Below are 15,505 nucleotides of genomic sequence, written 5' to 3' on the forward strand. Positions count from 1 at the left end.
TGGAGTCCGTTACAGCAGGCAAGCGGGCACGTTCCACGCGGGGTGCGGGCCAGAGACGGACTCCCAAAAGGGGTGGAGTGATGTGACTATCGGTCTCTTTCGGAGATCCGCGGGCCGTGGTTTCCAACCCGTGCGATTCTCGTCTGGAGAAGTGCGACCATGTCTCCGCATCCTGTCCACCCGAGCCTCCCGTCCGAACGGCCACACCGTTGCCTGAACGCACTGGCCTTGAGCACCTTGGTGCTACTTGCCGGATGTGTCACGGCAGCTCCCGCCGGTGGGGATCGCCCCTCCACGGTCCGGGAGTCCCACGAAACGCGGGACCGGGTGGCGGCGGTGCGGGCGCCCAGGGTCGATGACGACGCGCTCGTGTTCGCCACGTTGCCTACCCGCTTCGAGCCGGTCCGGATAGGTGACACGGAACTCACCGCCGCGCTGACAACGATGGTGCTCGACATGCCGCTGCGGGTGGCTGTCAATCGTCCCCCTCTTTACGTTGGCCGCAAGCTGGCCTTGGCGGCCTCGTCCACGGAGACAGAGAGCTGGCACTCGGAGCTGGCCCGGGCTTACGGGCGATTCTGCGAGCGACGAGGCGCTCCGGGAGATTGCCTGACGCTGTACGAGGATGGTCCCCCTCTGCACGACGATGACAGGCGTAGCATCGCCCTGGCCCTCGCCGTGGGCCCGGCCCTGGAGAGTTTGGACGCAGAGTTGCGGACCATGCTCTCACCCACGCGACTGCTGGCCACCGTCAGCATCAGCATCACGGCCCACATGGCGCTCCTGGTAGCCCCCGAACCGGTGTCCAAGGGAGTAGCCACCACCCTCACGGTGCTCTTGTGGGGATATCTCGGGTGGGAGTTTTTCGACCTGATACGGGGCTACGTGCAGCTCTCGGAAGCATCCGCCCGAGCCACCACTTTCGCGGAACTGCGCGAGGCGGGCGAACGGTTCGGCCGGGTCATTGGCCCCAACAGCGTGCGAATCCTCGTGCTGTTGGGCACGGCGGCGGTGGGCGAGACGGCTGCACTCATGTCCAGGGCGCCAAGGCTGCCGGGCTTCACGCAAGCCGCGCGCTCGGTCGAGTCGAGCACTGGGTTGCGCCTGGTCGAGGCCGCGGCAGGAACCGAGCGGGTCATCGTCTCCGTGCCCGAAGGTACCCTCCGTGTTGTCCTGCCAGCCAACGCCCTTGCCGTAACTGGACAGGACTGGGGAAGAACACCCCCCGTCACACATGGAAATGGGCATCGAGCCTTCAAGACCTTCAAAGCCTTCAAGAAGTTCATGGGACCTGCTGGTGAAGGCAAGCAGTGGCATCACATCGTCGAGCAGCACGAGGGCAATGCACAGCGATTCGGACCCGAAGCCCTTCACAACACCGAGAATGTGATTCCCCTCGAGGAAAACATCCATCTGGAAATCAACCGCCTTTATTCCTCCAAGAGTGACGAATTGGGCGGCATGGTGGTTCGCGACTGGCTCCGCACTCAATCCTACGAGCAGCAGCGAGCCTATGGGTTGAGGATCTTGAGAGCATTCGGAATCACCCCATGAAGAAAGCGCGACTGAAGACCCTCTCGACAGAGAACTTGATCGAGGAGTTCAGGACTCTCTCCTCCGAGCACATACGTGCCATCAGGGAGGGCCCGCTGGGCCATGCCAATCGTAAGTACGAAACCCTCGTGGCAATCCGCGGGGAGTTACGAGAACGAGGCAGCGAGGCAAAGCACCAGCTGCTGGAGTTGCTTACCGCTCCAGATCTGGGGACCCGCTTCTGGGCTGCCTCCTCCATTTTGACGTTCGCCCCCCATGCCGGAGAGCGGGAACGTGCCGAGCAGGTGCTCACCGAGCTTGCACAGACCCAGAAGAACTCACTCGGGTTCAAGGCAAGCATGGTGCTCGAGCAATGGAAGGCGGGCACTTTCAATCCCCCTTGATGCCTCTCAATCCTCCGCCGGCTCCATCCGCCTCGCGCCCTCGCGCATCCCCGTGGCCACCTCGGGAAGGATGCCCAACCGCTCGTAGATGGGCCGCACCCGCTCCCGCAGCGCCGGCAGCTTCACGTGGAACCACGCCGCCGCCAGCAGACACACCACGCCCCCCACGACGATCGTCGCCGGCGCCCCGAAGCGATCCGCCAGCGTCCCCGCCAGCAGGCTCCCGAATGGCGCCGTCCCCATGAACGCCATCGCGTAGAAGCTCATCACCCGGCCCCTCATCCGCTCCTCGACGATGGTCTGCAACAGCGTGTTGCACGCCCCCGTCGTCACCATCATCCCCGCCCCCGTCACCACCATCGTCACCAGCGACAGCACCACGCTCCTCGACACCCCGAAGGCGATCAGCCCCGCCCCGAACAGCGACGCCGTCAGCACGATGACCCTGCCGAATCCCCTCACCGACCGCCTCGACGCCAGGTAGCCCGCCCCCACCAGCGCGCCCATCCCCGACGCCGCCATCAGGAAGCCCAGCGTCGACGGGCCTCCCTTCAGCACGTTCGACGCCATCACCGGCATCAGCACCGTGTACGGCATCCCCATCAGGCTCACCACCGCCAGCAGCGCCAACATCGCCCGGATGGGTGGGAAGTGGAACGCATACACGAAGCCCTCCTTCAGCTCCTCCACGATGCGGCCGTTCGCCCCCTCCCGCTCCTTCCACGTGATTCGCATCGCCACCAGCGAGGCGATCACCGCCAGGTAGCTGAAGCCATCGATGAGGAAGCAGCCCCCCTCCCCCACCCACGCGATGAGCCCTCCGGCCACCGACGGGCCCAGCAGCCGCGCCGCGTTGAACATCGATGAGTTGAGGGCGATCGCGTTCGGCAGATCCGCCCGGTCTTCAATCATCTCCACCACGAAGGCCTGCCGCCCTGGCACATCGAAGGAGTTGATGAGCCCCTGCACCATGCTCAGCACCGCCACGTGCCACACGGCGATGACTCCCGTGAGCGCCAGCACCGCCAGCGCGAAGGACTGCAGCATCGACAGCACCTGCGTCACCACCAGCAGCCGGTGCCGGTTCCACCGGTCCACCAGCACCCCCGCCACCGGCGACAGCACGAACGCCGGTATCTGCCCGCAGAAGCCCACCACCCCCAACAACAACGCCGAGCCACTCAGCCGGTACACCAGCCAGCTTGTCGCCACCCGCGTCAGCCACGTGCCCACCAGCGACACGCTCTGCCCCACGAAGAAGAGCCGGTAGTTGCGATGGCCCAGCGCCCTGAGCAGGAACCTCCACCCTTCCTCCCTCGCCTCTCCCGCCGCTCGCACCGCCATTCCGGGTTCTCCTCACGGGCGGTCACCGTCGTTCCTTCAGGCGCGCCCCTCCACCTCCCGTTAAAAGTAGGGCCATCCGCCGGCGCTGCCGTGCCCCTCACACGCCTCCTGCCTTCCCGGGGCCCGTCCGTCCGGCTGCCAGACACAGCTGTCTCCTTGGGTCATGATGCAGCGCGGTATGCAGCCGACCATCCCCTCAGAACCTGGAACAACATTCTTCCAGCTTTTTCGGGATTGTAATATTCTATTAATACCACTGGGTGAGGATCCGACGCAGTCAGGGGGTGGTAAGTGGAAAACCTGAAGCGGTCGAAACCGGAACAGCAGGTGGCCCTACCCGAGAGGGAAGGTGCCCCGCATCCGGACGACTGCCCGGGTTGCCCCCACTGCGTGGGCGACGCGCTGCTGGAGCAGGAGCTGCTGCGCGCCCAGGCCAAGATGAGCGAGAGCGGGCTGGAGCCCACCCGGGTCGTCGGCCCTCCCTCGCCGCTGCCCACCCCCGCCGAGGCGCCGCCCCCCGCTCCCGAGGCGCTGCCCCGGGGCACCTCCGTGGGACGCTACCTGGTGCTGGAGCGGCTGGGCGCCGGCGGCATGGGCGAGGTGTATGCGGCGTTCGATCCCCAGCTCAACCGCAAGGTGGCCATCAAGCTGCTGCTGCCCGGGGGCGAGGGGCTGGACCGGAGCGAGGCGCGCCTGCGGCTGATGCGCGAGGCCCAGTCCATGGCCCGCCTGTCGCACCCCAACGTGCTGCCCGTGTACGACATCGGCGAGCACGGGGACCAGGTGTTCATCGCCCTGGAGCTGGTGGAGGGCTGCACGCTGCGGCGCTGGCTGAAGGAGGAGAAATCGCGGCACTGGCGCGAGGTGGTGGAGGTGCTCACGCGGGCCGGGCGCGGACTGGCCGCCGCCCACGCGGTGGGGCTCGTCCACCGCGACTTCAAGCCGGACAACGTGCTGGTGGGCCGGGACGGGCGCGTGCTCGTCTTCGACTTCGGCCTGGCGTGCGACCAGGGCACGGCCAACCCCCAGGCGCCCGCCCCGGTGGACCTGGCCGAAATCCTCCGCGCCGAGCCGACCGCCTCGCGCGACTCGGGCTCCATCTCCGGCATCCGCACCCGCGAGCCGCTGGAGACGCCGGTGACGCGCGCCGGCCTCATCATGGGTACTCCGGGCTACATGGCCCCCGAGCAGTACCGCCAGGAGCCCGTCACCGCCCAGGCCGACCAGTTCAGCTTCTGCGCCACCCTCTACTACGCCCTCTATGGTGAGCACGCCTTCGAGGGCAGTGGCGCCGCGTGGCTGGCCCGCGCCACGCTCGAGGGCCGCCTGCGTCCGCCACCCCGGGACTCGCGCGTGCCGGGCTGGCTGCGGCGCGTCGTCCTCAAGGGACTCAGCCTCCACCCGCGCGAGCGCTACGTCTCCATGGGGGCGCTGCTGGATGCGCTCCAGGACGACCCGCGCACCCGCCTGCGGCGCGACGTGTTCGTCGCGGTGGCCGCGGCCTTCCTCCTGGCGGTGGTGGCCGGCGCCGTGGGCCAGTGGCACCAGCGCCAGGGCCTGTGCCAGGAATCCGCCGCGAAGCTGGACGGGGTGTGGGACGCCCCACGCCAGCAGGCCGTGGAGAAGGCCTTCCTCGCCACCGGCCAGCCCTATGCGGCCACCACCTGGGCCGGGGTGAAGCGCGAGCTGGATGCGTACGCCTCGGACTGGGTGGAGCGGCAGCGGGAGGCGTGCGTGGCGACGCGGCTGCGCGGCCAGGCCTCCGAGGAGCTGCTCACCGCGCGCACCGCCTGCCTGGAGCGTCGGCGCGCCGAGCTCAAGGCCCTCACGGACGTGCTCACCGAGGCCAACGTCACCGTGGTGGAGCGCGCCGTGGAGGCCGCGCGCGGGCTGTCGGAGCTCGGCCCCTGCGCCGAGGTGGAGCCGGCGGCCGCGCACGTGAAGCCGGACCCCCAGCTGGAGCCCCGGGTGGAGGGCCTGCGCGCCTCGCTCGCGCGAGCCCGGGCCCTGCGCATCTCCGGCCAGTACCCGGCGGGGCTCTCCGTGGCCGCCCCCGTCGTCGCCGAGGCGCGCACCCTGGGCTACCCCCCGCTGCTGGCCGAGGCCCTGCTGGAGCTGGGACAGCAGCAGGCCGACTTCGGCAACCCCGACGCCGAGCACACGCTGAAGGAGGCGGTGTGGAGGGCCGACGCGGTGCGGCTGGACGAGGTGCGCACCGAGGCGCTGGTGGCCCTCACCCAGCTCGTCGCCTACGACGCGGCGCGCGTGCACGACGGCCATGACTGGTTCCACCAGGCGCGCGCGCTGCTGGTGCGCACCCGCCGGCAGGGCCGCATCCTCGCCGAGCTGGAGAGCTCCCACGGCCTGGTGTACGCCGCCCAGGGAGACGTGGCCGCCGCCGAGGCCTCGCACCGCAACGCGCTCGCCGTGCTGGAGCAGGTGTCCCCCGAGGAGAACCCCGAGAAGGCGGTGGTGCTGCGGCGGCTGGGCAACGCGCTCTCCGCCCAGGGCCGCTACGAGGAGGCGCTGCTCGTGTACCAGCGTGCCCACGCGGACTTCCGCAAGGCCCTGGGGGACGAGCACCCGCGCGTGGGCAGCTCGCTGGTGAACATCGGCACCACGCTCACCGCGCTGGGCCGCCACGGCGAGGCCCTGGAGCCACTGCGCCAGGGCGTGGCCATCGTGGCGCGCACGCTGCCGGTGAAGCACCCCTTCCGCTCCCAGGCGCTCAACGCGCTGGGCTTCGCGCTGTGGCGCGACGGGGACACGAAGCAGGCACTGGACGTGCTGCGCCGGGCGGTGGCGACGGCGGAGCACACCCGCGGCCCGGAGCACCCGGAGGTCGCGCAGCCGTGCAACACCCTGGGCCTGGTGCTGCTGGACGCCGGGGAACCCAAGCAGGCCCTGGAGGCCTTCGCCAGGGCGCTGCGCATCCGCGAGCACGCGCTGGGGGCCCATCACCCGGAGCTGGCCGGGCCCCTCACCGGCCAGGGCGAGGCGCTGATGAAGCTGGGCCGTACCGCCGAGGCGCTCGCGCCCCTGGAGCGCGCCCTGTCGCTGCGCACCACGCATGCCGTGCCCCCGGTGGAGCTGGCCGAGACGCGCTTCGCCCTCGCCCGCGCGCTGTGGGCATCCCACCGGGACACGGCGAGAGCCAGGCAGCTCGCCCTGGTGGCCCAGAGCGCGCTGGAGCAGCCGGGCGGCGAGCACCTGCGCGCGGAAATCCAGGACTGGCTCGCCTCCCACGCGCCCCGCGAGTAGCGGCGCGCCTCACTCCGCCCCTTCGTACACGGGGAACTCCAGCCGCAGGCGCGCCCCACCCTCCTCCCGGTTCTCTGCCACCAGCGAGCCGCCGAACTGCTCCACCAGCTCGCGCGAGAGGGCCAGCCCCAGCCCCGTCCCCTTCTCCGGCCCCTTGGTGGTGAAGAAGCTCTCGAAGAGCCGGGGCAGCACCTCCGGGGGAAAGCCCGGGCCGTTGTCCTCCACCCGCAGCAGCACCCGGGAGCCCTCCCGCCCACCGGTGACGCGGACCTCGGAGCCGACCCGGCCATCCAGCGCGTCCCCCGCGTTCACCAGCAGGTTGAGCAGCACCTGCGCCAGCCTCCGGTGCACCGCGAGCACCGGGGGCAGCTCCTTCGGCACCTCCACCTCCACCCGCGCCACGTGCTCGAGCCGCAGCCGGGCGATGCGCACCGCGTCTCCCACCACGTCCGCCAGCGAGCACGCCGTGGGCCCCTCCGCGTCCATGCGCGAGAAGCCCCTCAGGTCCGCGATGATCTGCCGCACGCGCTCGAGGCCCGCGCGCGTCTCGCCGAAGACCTCGGCGAGCTCCTCCCGGGACGGGTGGGGATGCGCCAGCACCTCGCGCTCGAGGAAGTCGAGGTTGGCGCGGATGTAGGCCACCGGGTTGTTGATTTCGTGGATGACGCCCGCCGCGAGCCGCCCGATGGTGGCCAGCTTCTCGGACTGGGCCCGGCGGCGCTCACTGATGGCGAGCGACTCCATCGCCTCGCGGCGTCCGCGCTCCAGGCGGGCCTCGCTCTCCGCGCGCAGCGCCTGGCGGAACTGGCTGGAGCCGTACGCCCCGATGAGGGTGGTCGTCGCCGTGAGGCCGGCCCACAGCACCGCCTTGCTCCACGGGTGCCCATCGGCCAGTTGCAGACCCGCCGCCCCCAGGCCACACAGCAGGCCGCTGATGGTGATGGCGCTCGCGTCCCGGGGATAGCCCAGGGCCAGGATGAGCGGCAGGAAGGGGAAGAAGGCGTTGTAGGGACTGGAGGTGGCGCCCGTGACGCGCACCAGCCCGAAGAAGCTGAGGCTGGCGAGCACGCTCTGGAAGGCGATGTGCCAGCGCACCCCGGACACGGACCGCTCGTCCAGCAGCAGCGCGGAGGCCAGCAGGCCCAGGGCCCACACGACGCGGATGGCCAGGATGCGCACGTCGTGCCCCACCGAGAGCATATCCAACAGGTACTGGGAGAGGACGGCCCCGGAGAACATCAGCAACATCTTGCGAGGCGGTGCCCCCGAGATGGGCGCCGGGGAGCTCCCGGCGACACGCGGGCCGGTGTGCACTGCCGGAGGGGCCGGATCAGCGCGGGGGACGGGGGGGAGGCTCATGGATCGCACCCGGGGGCGGGAACGAGCCTGATCCTATCAGTTCAGAAGTTGAGACTGAGGCGAGGCCTGCCCATCGGCCCACTGCTCGATGGAACTCTCGAATCCCCTCTCGAGCCATGAGAAACAGGGCGACGGTGTCGCTTCACGTAGGATGCGCACCCGTGAGGGAGTGGAGGCAATGACGGAGCGCAAGGGGCGCGAGGCGTGGCCGCCGGAGCTCACCGAGCAGTTGCGCAAGGTGGACCGGCTGCGGCGCAGCGGGCGGTACGCGGAGGCGCTCTCCCGGATGGGGCGGCTGGCGGAGGAGCACCCGCGCCAGATGCGCGTCCTGTTGGAGATGGGGCTGACACTCGGCGTCTGGGGTGGCGCGCCCGCCGAGGCGCTGCCCTGGTTCGAGCGCGCCCTGGAGATGGCACCGGGCCACGTGTCCGCGCAGCTGCACCGGGCGCTCGCCCTGGCCCGGCTGGGCCGGCACGCGGAGGCCGTGGCCGACTTCGACGCGCTCGAGGCGGTGGGCTACCGCAAGGCGCTCGTGCTGTACATGAAGCGCGCCGAGTCCCTGGAGGTGCTCGGCCGGCTGGACGACGCCGAGCGGGATTGGACCCAGGCGCTCGCCGAGGACCCCGGCAACCCGTGGCTGCTGCAGCAGCGTGCCTCGGCGCGGGCCCGGATCGGACGGTTGCGGGAGGCCATCGAGGATCTCTCCGACGCACTGGTCGCGGGTGAGGGAGAGGTGGACGCGGAGCTGCTGCGTGACCGGGGCGTGCTGCGCGCGCGGCTGGGGGATACGACGGGAGCCCGCGCGGACTTCGAGGCGGGACTCGCCGCCCTGCGCGAGGGCGACCCACCCGGGCTCGCGGAGGAGCTGCGCCGGAGGCTCCAGGACAATTCCTGACGCTTCAGTCCTGGAGGCCCAGCTCGGCCACGAGCAGGGGACGCGCCCGCGTGAACTCCCGCTCCACCTCGTCCAGCAGCTCCCCCGCTCCGGCCAGGCCCTGCTCCCGCACGAGGTTCTCCAGCGCCTTGCAGAGCTGACGCACCCGCATCATCCCGAACATGCCGCTGCTCGAGGCCAGGCCATGCGACTCGTTGGCGAGCCTCGCGGCATCACCCGCGGCCAGCAGCTTGCGCATCTGGCCCATCCGCTCCGGAGAGCGCGACAGGAAGCCACGGGCGAGATCCACCACCACGTGCGGATCCTTCTCGTCCTCCAGCACACGCAGCTTCTCCAGCTGCTTCACGTCGAACACGGGGGCCGACTGCTCCATGGGAGTCATTCTGCACGACTCGACGCCAGATGTTCAGCGGCCCCCCTGGGTCCTCCCGGTAGCCGCCCGGAGTGGGATATGAGGGCTCCCGCCCCGATGTCCCCCTCCGACTCCCCCCGCATGCCGAGCCCCATCGCCTGGGCCGCGCTCGTCTTCCTCGGCCTCACCACCGCCACCTGGTGGCCCCACACGGACCTCGGGGACTCGCAGCTCTACCAGGTCGTCGCCCGGCACATGGTCGAGGACAGGAGCTGGACCCGGCTGCGCTACCTCCCCACCGTCCACCCGCGCTTCTTCGAGCACCTGCCCTTCGGCTTCTGGCCCTTCGCCCTCGTCATCCGCCTGTTCGGCGAGCCCGCCCTGCGCCCCCTGTGCGCCGCCTTCTCCCTGGGCACCCTCCTGCTCACCGGCTCCGTCGCCCGCCGCTCCGCCGGCACCTGGGCCGGCGTCACCGCCATGCTGGTGCTCGCCTTCCCCGATGGCTTCTTCATCCGCGGCGGCCACCCCTTCCTCGAGCCCCTCCTCCTCCTGCTCGCCACCGGCTCCGCCGTGCCCCCGCTGCTCGGTGTGCCTCGCGCCCGCGACTGGCTCGTCTGCGGGTTGCTCGCCGCGGGCGCCTGCGCCGTGAAGGGGCCCTTCGGCCTGCTGCCCTTCGCCGGTGCCACCGTCGCCCGCGCCCTCGTCGAGCGCTCCTGGAAGGTGCTCGTCACCGGCACCCTCGTGGGCCTCGTCTCCACCGTGCCCACCGTGCTCTTCCTCGTCACCCACCCGGACTGGTGGGAGGGCTACGTGCGCCACCAGGTCCTCGCCTCCGCCACGGGCGAGCGGCTGGATGGACAGAACGCCTGGTACATCCCCTTCAGGACCCTCGGCAGCCGCTTCTGGCCCGGACTGCCCCTGCTCACCGCGGGCGCGGTGCTCGCCCTCGGCCGGCCCGCCCGCGCCTTCCGCGCCCTGCTCCCCGAGGGCACTCCGGAACCTGCCCGCGTCCTCCGCTCCGCCCGCGTGCTGCTGCTCGCGAGCCTGTTCGTCCTCCTCGCGCTCTGCGTTCCGGGCCGCAAGGTGTGGAACCACTCGCTCGTCGCCTTCCCGCTGCTGGCCATGCTCGTCGGCGTGGGGCTCGGCCCGTGGCTGGAGGCCCGGCTCGCGCCACCCGGGCGAGCCCGTCGTGCCCGGCTCGGACTGGCCGTGCTCGCGCTCACCGTGCTGGGCGCCTCGGCCGCCGGAGCGGGCCGGCTGCTCTTCCCCAAACGGTGCCCCGCCTCGGGAGTGCTCGCCCCGGCGCTCGCGGACGTGCCACCCGGTGCGCCCGTGCTGGTGGTGTCGACGCAGTACGAATGGACCACCCTGGCCGCGTTCGCCGTGGAGCGGCGCTGGTTGCCCAGGCGCCTCCCCGAGCTGGGAGCGGAGAACCCCGATGGGGCCCACGTGGCCTTCGTCGCGGACGGTGCGCCCGTGAGCGCCTCGGGTTGGCGCGAGGTGGGCCGCGACGGCCGCTGGCGACTGCTGCTCGGTCCGTGAAACGCACCCCTTTCAAGGTCGAAAAGCAGGCTCTGTCGTCCGCGGGTACTTCGCGTACCATGCGGTACCGACGAACAACCGGATCATCGGCCGTTTCCGAACGGAGGTCATCCGCGCGTGGGCGAAGAGCCTGCGACGGCGAAGCCAGCGTCACCGGCTGAACTGGAAGCGGATGACTCGGCTCGTGGACCGGTGGCTACCCCGCAGAAGAACACCGCGCCAAGCTACACCTCTTTGAACTTCGTCCCTGTGGCCCCGATGCGCTCCAGGGCCTCCTTGATCTCCTCGGAGACGATGAGGGCCACCGTCCATCCCCAGGGGCGAAACACCTTAGCGTCCCCCATCTTCGAGGGGTCCATGCGCATGCCGTACACGGCGCGGTATTGTCCTGTCTTCTCTGGCCTCCCATCTTCCGGCTTCCAGTACCGAACCTCCTCGGAGGCCTGATCGTCAATGCACTTCACCACGCGGGTGACATTGAGGATGAGGTACTGCTCGGGGTGCCCCTCAATGTCCACCGGAAAGAACTGCACATCCTCCGCAGCCAGTTCCTTGAAGACGGATGCGGCTCTGACGTGGACAACTGGAATGCCCATGGCTGCATGGGAGAAGTCGAGTGGTTTACCAGCAATTTTCACAGGGGCCTTGATGCGCCCCTCGATGTGTGCAGGCTCTCCCCGCATAAGCAGCGCGGGCCATACCTCTTCTCCACGCTGATCGCTGAGCCTGCCCAGTTCCCATCGGCCAGGAAGGTAGACGTCATCGGACAGTCTGAAGTATCGCATCTCCATGAGGGGTCCTGTCACTGCGCTCTCTTTGTAATGAGCCTGTTGAGTTTCGAGCCCTCCGTGGCGATCTCACTGGCCAACGCACGAAGTTCGGCCACCAATGCTTCCCGGCACTGCTGAATGCTCCGACATTCCAGCGTTGCTGCGTTCAACCGGTCGTACACCTCCTCGTGGTACTCTTGCGGGTGGGGCCCCTTGTGGCCCCTGATTCGGACAAAGTTCGCCGGATCGTTCAGCGACATGCCAGCCCGGTCGAAGAGCTCCTGGAAGCGGGGCGTCCATGGACCACCGCCGTGGGTGGCCTCGGTCCACTTGTCCGTGGCGATGTGGTGCTCGCGCCACTCCGCGTCCACCGGCCTGGAAGCCGTCCCATAGATGCTCTGGACCGTCGCGGCGACCGCATTGGGAGCCAGGGCGATGGTGACCGCATCGGCGGTCACGGCCACGGCCTCCACCTGCGCCACCTCGATCAGTTGGACTCCCACCCGCGCGCCCGCCACTGACGCTTGAGCCGAGCCGGGCAGCGTGAGCACCTTGGCCGAGAAGCTGGCAGCCGTCTGGCCGATGGCGGCGGTGAGCAGCAGGGCAAATGCTCGCGCTGCATTCTTCCCCATCACCTTGCCGTACTTTTTCCCGGCCTCTCGGATCGCCGCGAACGAGGTGGAGTGATCCAGTTCCTCCGCCATCCGCCTGAAGCCCTGGATGAGCGTCCAAAACGTGTCCACCCCGATGTAGCAGACGAAGCTGGCCGTGACGACCGTCGCCAGCCCCTTGGAGAACACCGGCTCGGGCGCCAGCCACATCGCCGCGTAGATCGCCATCGTCCAGTAAAGGGACGCCTTGATCGCCTCCGGATCGGCCATGTCCTTGAAGGACTGCATCATCTCCGGAACGATCTCCTCGATGGCGAAGGACATGCCCAGGGCGTAGCGGCCATCCCCGGTAAGGACAGGGTCGTTCATCAGTGCCTTGCGGCAATCCCCAGGCGTCCCGAGGGCCTCGCAGAACTGCAAGTATTCCCGCGTCACTCGCGCGGCCACCTCGGCCCACTGCGAAGCCGGGGGCGGCGCGTCCAGCGGAACGACACCTTCTCCCTGGGTGTACCGGTACCAGCCGCTGCGAGGAGGGACTTCGAACAGCTCCCTCGCGGCTTTCTCGGGATTGGCCGGGGGCCTCTTCTGCCGAACCTCTTTCGCGATGGTCTTGACGAGTTCCTCCTTCTCCAACTCCACCGGCTTGGACTCGCCCGTGCGGGGGATGTGAATGAGGGGCTGGCTCTGCCCCGCGTCGAGGCGTACCACGGGCGTCATGCTGCACGTCGTGGACAGGGCCAAGAGCAAGACCGCAACGACCGGACGACGAAGAGCCATCAGACGTCCTCCAGCTCGAGGAGGGCTCCAGCCTACGGGAAGGTCCTCCCAGAGGCGATCCGGGAGGGAGAAACGCGCCTGAGCGGTGAGTAGCCGCCCAGGATGTCGCTGTCAGGTTGGGAGTACGCCGAGACCTGATGGACTTCTTCTGGGGAGGCGCTTCCGCCTATGACCCACCCACGGATCGCGCGGAGTTCGATAGGACGTTCCAGGGGAAGATCTACAACCTGCTCTCGAGCAACTACCGCAGTGTCGCCGCAGTACGAATGGACCACCCTGGCCGCGTTCGCCGTGGAGCGGCGCTGGTTGCCCAGACGCCTCCCCGAGCTGGGAGCGGGTGCGCCCGTGAGCGCCTCGGGTTGGCGCGAGGTGGGCCGCGACGGCCGCTGGCGACTGCTGCTCGGTCCGTGAAGCCCCCTCGTGCCCAGGGGCGGTGAAGCTGCTATCCACCGTCTGGCATGGCGAGCGACGACGCGTTCCCCCCCGACAGGCAGCAGATGATCGAGAGCATCAACCGCTTCATGGACGACTCCGTCCCGCACAACCGCGAGCTGGGACTGAGCGTGGTGGAGCTGGGGGCGGAGGAGGCCACCATGCGGCTGCCCTACTCGGAGAAGCTGGTGGGCAACCCCGAGACGGGCGTGCTGCACGGCGGCGCGGTGACGACGCTCATCGACGCCACCTGCGGCATCGCCGTGTTCATGAAGATGGCGCGCCTGGCGCGCATCGCCACGTTGGACCTGCGCATCGACTACCTGCACCCGGCCACTCCGGGGAAGGATCTGCTGGCGCGCGCCGAGTGCTACAAGCTCACGCGCGCGGTGGCCTTCGTGCGAGCGCTCGCGCACCACGGGGACGTGGACAACCCGGTGGCCTCGGCGCAGGGCACCTTCATCATCGTGGAGGACTGAGGCATGGAGAGCACGTCCACCCGCATCGCCGAGCTCCTCCGCCAGGTGCGCCAGACGGGCGACTACCGCCTGCTCACCGAGGCCATCCCCTACACGCGCTTTCTGGGCATCGGCGTGGAGAACACCACCGGCGAGGTGCTCTGCCGCATGCGCTACGCGCCCATGCTGATTGGCAACAGCTCGCTGCCCGCGCTGCACGGAGGGACGCTCGGCGCACTGATGGAGTCCGCCGCCATCTTCGAGCTGCTCCTGCGCACCCAGGAAGAGCGCGTGCCGAAGATCATCACCATCACGGTGGACTTCCTGCGCTCGGGCCGGCCGCAGGACACGCTGGCCAAGGCCACCATCACCCGGCTCGGCCGGCGCGTGGCCAACCTCCAGGTGCAGGCCTGGCAGGAGGACCGCTCCCGCCCCATCGCCAGCGCCAACGCCCTCTTCCTGCTGTCGTGAGGCGAGCGGCATGCCCTCCGCATGCCGCTCTCGAGCAACGACCGCGCCGTCTTCGAGACCTCCAATTACCCGCCCAGGCTCCGGCCCAGCTCGCCGGGAGAGGGCATCAGCCGCTCGACCTCGCGAATCAGCCCGTTGAACAGGTCGTCGAGCTGCTTGTTCGTCGCTTCGATCTTCCGCTGGAGCGCGGGATCCAGGCTCTTGGCCTTCTTCAGCGCGTCCACCGTCTCCGGGTCGAAGCACTCCTTGCGAAGCGCCTTCAGGGCTTCCACCGTGTCGGGAACGGCCTGGGCCCGCTGCTGCGCGGTGGACTTGGGGTTGCCCATGATGCCGTCGAGCTTGGACCACTGCTCGCGCAGGTTCTTGACGCTGTTGCCAAACGCCTCGGAGTTCGCGTCGCTGGCGTTGACGTCGAACTTCTTCTTGGTGCCCTTCAGCAGCACGCTCTTGTCGCCCACCAGGTCGAAGGAGCCGGTGCTCTCGAGTCGCTTCAGGCCCGCGTTGAACGTGCCCAGCGCGTCCGTGAGGAGCTGGCTGTTCTTCGGCGTCTCGAGGCCGAGCTTCGTCAGGCCGTGGTTGAAGACGTGGTCGCCTCGCTTGTAGCCGCCCTTGCGTCCCGTGTTGGGCGTGCCACCGCTCGTCTGCACCTCCGGCGTGTTCGGCCGCGGCGGTGGGGGCGTGCCTCCCGCCATGGCGAGCCGGGGATTGGGGACGCCCGCGATCTCCGCCAGCTTCTCGCCCACGTTGTCGAGCGCCTTGCGCAGCGGCTCGATGTACCCGGCCACGTCCTTGTTCTGCGAGAGCTTCTTGAAGAAGCCATCCAGGTCCGCGCCCTTCAGCGCGTCCAGGGCCTTCTTCGCGGCCCCCGAGTCGGCGGCCTTGAGCGCGTACTTGGCGCCCTTGCCCACCGCGTCCCCGACGCCGGGGATCAGCGAGACGAGCGAGAGTCCTGCCTCCAGGTAGTTGCCGCGCGCCGCGGAGATGCCCGCGTTCACGAGGTCCGCGGCCTCACCAATGCCCGGAATGAACCCGACGACATCCAGCGCGGTCTGCAGCCCGTCCAGGAAGCCATTCCCCGAGTCCTTCTTCTCGCCGGGCGGAGGAGGCGTGGGCGAGGCCCCAGGCGACGGTGAGGGCGTGGGCGACGGCGTGAAGCTGTCTGTCGTTGGCAGTCCACTGGGACGAGCCGCCGGAGGCTTCGCGCCCGGAGACGCCTCGGGGGAAGGCTTGGGCGGAGGCGGGTTCGGCTTGGGAGTGGGGGTCGCTCGATGTTTGGGAGTCTTGTCGATGGCCATG

At 69.5% G+C, this 15,505-nt stretch carries 14 protein-coding genes; 8 read left to right on the forward strand and 6 right to left on the reverse strand.

The window, feature by feature from the left end; translation table 11 throughout:
* Nucleotides 1-159 precede the first annotated feature (159 nt).
* Together sitA5 and JRI60_RS51830 are read left to right on the forward strand one after the other, a co-directional pair.
* Nucleotides 160-1,554 carry a SitA5 family polymorphic toxin gene (gene sitA5, locus JRI60_RS51825; protein WP_430384359.1) on the forward strand — a complete coding sequence of 465 codons (1,395 nt, stop codon included), beginning with the start codon at nucleotides 160-162 and terminating at the stop codon, nucleotides 1,552-1,554.
* Nucleotides 1,551-1,937: a DUF2019 domain-containing protein gene (locus JRI60_RS51830; RefSeq protein WP_204223575.1), complete on the forward strand. Its 387-nt coding sequence runs from the start codon at nucleotides 1,551-1,553 to the stop codon at nucleotides 1,935-1,937. Before sitA5 ends, JRI60_RS51830 begins: the two co-directional genes overlap by 4 nt.
* Nucleotides 1,938-1,943: 6 nt before the next feature.
* Here JRI60_RS51830 and JRI60_RS51835 read toward each other — a convergent pair whose 3' ends face one another.
* Complete coding sequence (locus tag JRI60_RS51835) at nucleotides 1,944-3,281, reverse strand: MFS transporter (protein WP_239470230.1); 1,338 nt, start codon at nucleotides 3,279-3,281, stop codon at nucleotides 1,944-1,946.
* A gap of 291 nt (nucleotides 3,282-3,572) precedes the next feature.
* On the opposite strand from JRI60_RS51835, the gene JRI60_RS51840 reads away from it, so the two are divergent.
* Entirely contained in the window at nucleotides 3,573-6,542 is a 2,970-nt protein-coding gene (locus JRI60_RS51840) for a serine/threonine-protein kinase (protein ID WP_204223576.1), read from the forward strand.
* Between the two features lie 9 nt (nucleotides 6,543-6,551).
* On the opposite strand, the gene JRI60_RS51845 is transcribed toward JRI60_RS51840, so the two are convergent.
* Complete coding sequence (locus JRI60_RS51845) at nucleotides 6,552-7,790, reverse strand: sensor histidine kinase (protein ID WP_239470231.1); 1,239 nt, start codon at nucleotides 7,788-7,790, stop codon at nucleotides 6,552-6,554.
* A gap of 289 nt (nucleotides 7,791-8,079) precedes the next feature.
* Here JRI60_RS51845 and JRI60_RS51850 point away from each other — a divergent pair, with 289 nt between their 5' ends.
* The gene (locus tag JRI60_RS51850; RefSeq protein WP_204223577.1) at nucleotides 8,080-8,796 is read left to right on the forward strand and encodes a tetratricopeptide repeat protein; all 717 of its coding nucleotides are present in this window, start codon (nucleotides 8,080-8,082) and stop codon (nucleotides 8,794-8,796) included.
* 4 nt (nucleotides 8,797-8,800) lie between these two features.
* On the opposite strand, the gene JRI60_RS51855 is transcribed toward JRI60_RS51850, so the two are convergent.
* Nucleotides 8,801-9,169, reverse strand: coding sequence for an Hpt domain-containing protein (locus tag JRI60_RS51855; RefSeq protein WP_204223578.1), 369 nt, complete (start codon nucleotides 9,167-9,169; stop codon nucleotides 8,801-8,803).
* A 120-nt stretch (nucleotides 9,170-9,289) separates the two neighbouring features.
* Here JRI60_RS51855 and JRI60_RS51860 point away from each other — a divergent pair, with 120 nt between their 5' ends.
* The gene (locus tag JRI60_RS51860) at nucleotides 9,290-10,690 is read left to right on the forward strand and encodes an ArnT family glycosyltransferase (RefSeq protein ID WP_204223579.1); all 1,401 of its coding nucleotides are present in this window, start codon (nucleotides 9,290-9,292) and stop codon (nucleotides 10,688-10,690) included.
* A gap of 224 nt (nucleotides 10,691-10,914) precedes the next feature.
* Here the strand turns inward: JRI60_RS51860 and JRI60_RS51865 are convergent, their stop codons facing one another.
* Both JRI60_RS51865 and JRI60_RS51870 read right to left on the reverse strand, forming a co-directional pair.
* The gene (locus tag JRI60_RS51865; RefSeq protein ID WP_204223580.1) at nucleotides 10,915-11,481 is read right to left on the reverse strand and encodes an imm11 family protein; all 567 of its coding nucleotides are present in this window, start codon (nucleotides 11,479-11,481) and stop codon (nucleotides 10,915-10,917) included.
* A gap of 11 nt (nucleotides 11,482-11,492) precedes the next feature.
* Nucleotides 11,493-12,848: an AHH domain-containing protein gene (locus JRI60_RS51870; RefSeq protein WP_430384360.1), complete on the reverse strand. Its 1,356-nt coding sequence runs from the start codon at nucleotides 12,846-12,848 to the stop codon at nucleotides 11,493-11,495.
* Nucleotides 12,849-13,097: 249 nt separating this feature from the next.
* Here JRI60_RS51870 and JRI60_RS51875 point away from each other — a divergent pair, with 249 nt between their 5' ends.
* The 3 genes from JRI60_RS51875 to JRI60_RS51885 are packed head-to-tail and all read left to right on the forward strand — an operon-like array spanning nucleotide 13,098 to nucleotide 14,209.
* A complete protein-coding gene (locus tag JRI60_RS51875; protein ID WP_204223582.1) occupies nucleotides 13,098-13,259 on the forward strand; it encodes a hypothetical protein in 162 nt (53 codons plus the stop codon).
* A 47-nt stretch (nucleotides 13,260-13,306) separates the two neighbouring features.
* Nucleotides 13,307-13,759 (forward strand): PaaI family thioesterase, encoded by a 453-nt coding sequence (locus JRI60_RS51880; protein ID WP_204223583.1) that lies wholly within the window; start codon nucleotides 13,307-13,309, stop codon nucleotides 13,757-13,759.
* Nucleotides 13,760-13,762: 3 nt separating this feature from the next.
* Nucleotides 13,763-14,209: a PaaI family thioesterase gene (locus JRI60_RS51885; protein ID WP_204223584.1), complete on the forward strand. Its 447-nt coding sequence runs from the start codon at nucleotides 13,763-13,765 to the stop codon at nucleotides 14,207-14,209.
* 65 nt (nucleotides 14,210-14,274) lie between these two features.
* Here the strand turns inward: JRI60_RS51885 and JRI60_RS51890 are convergent, their stop codons facing one another.
* On the reverse strand, nucleotides 14,275-15,504 hold the full coding sequence (locus JRI60_RS51890) for a hypothetical protein (RefSeq protein WP_204223585.1): 1,230 nt from the start codon (nucleotides 15,502-15,504) through the stop codon (nucleotides 14,275-14,277).
* Nucleotide 15,505: the final 1 nt, after the last annotated feature.

The sequence above is a fragment of the Archangium violaceum genome (assembly GCF_016887565.1).
In the GTDB taxonomy this organism is placed as follows: Bacteria; Myxococcota; Myxococcia; order Myxococcales; family Myxococcaceae; genus Archangium; species Archangium violaceum_B.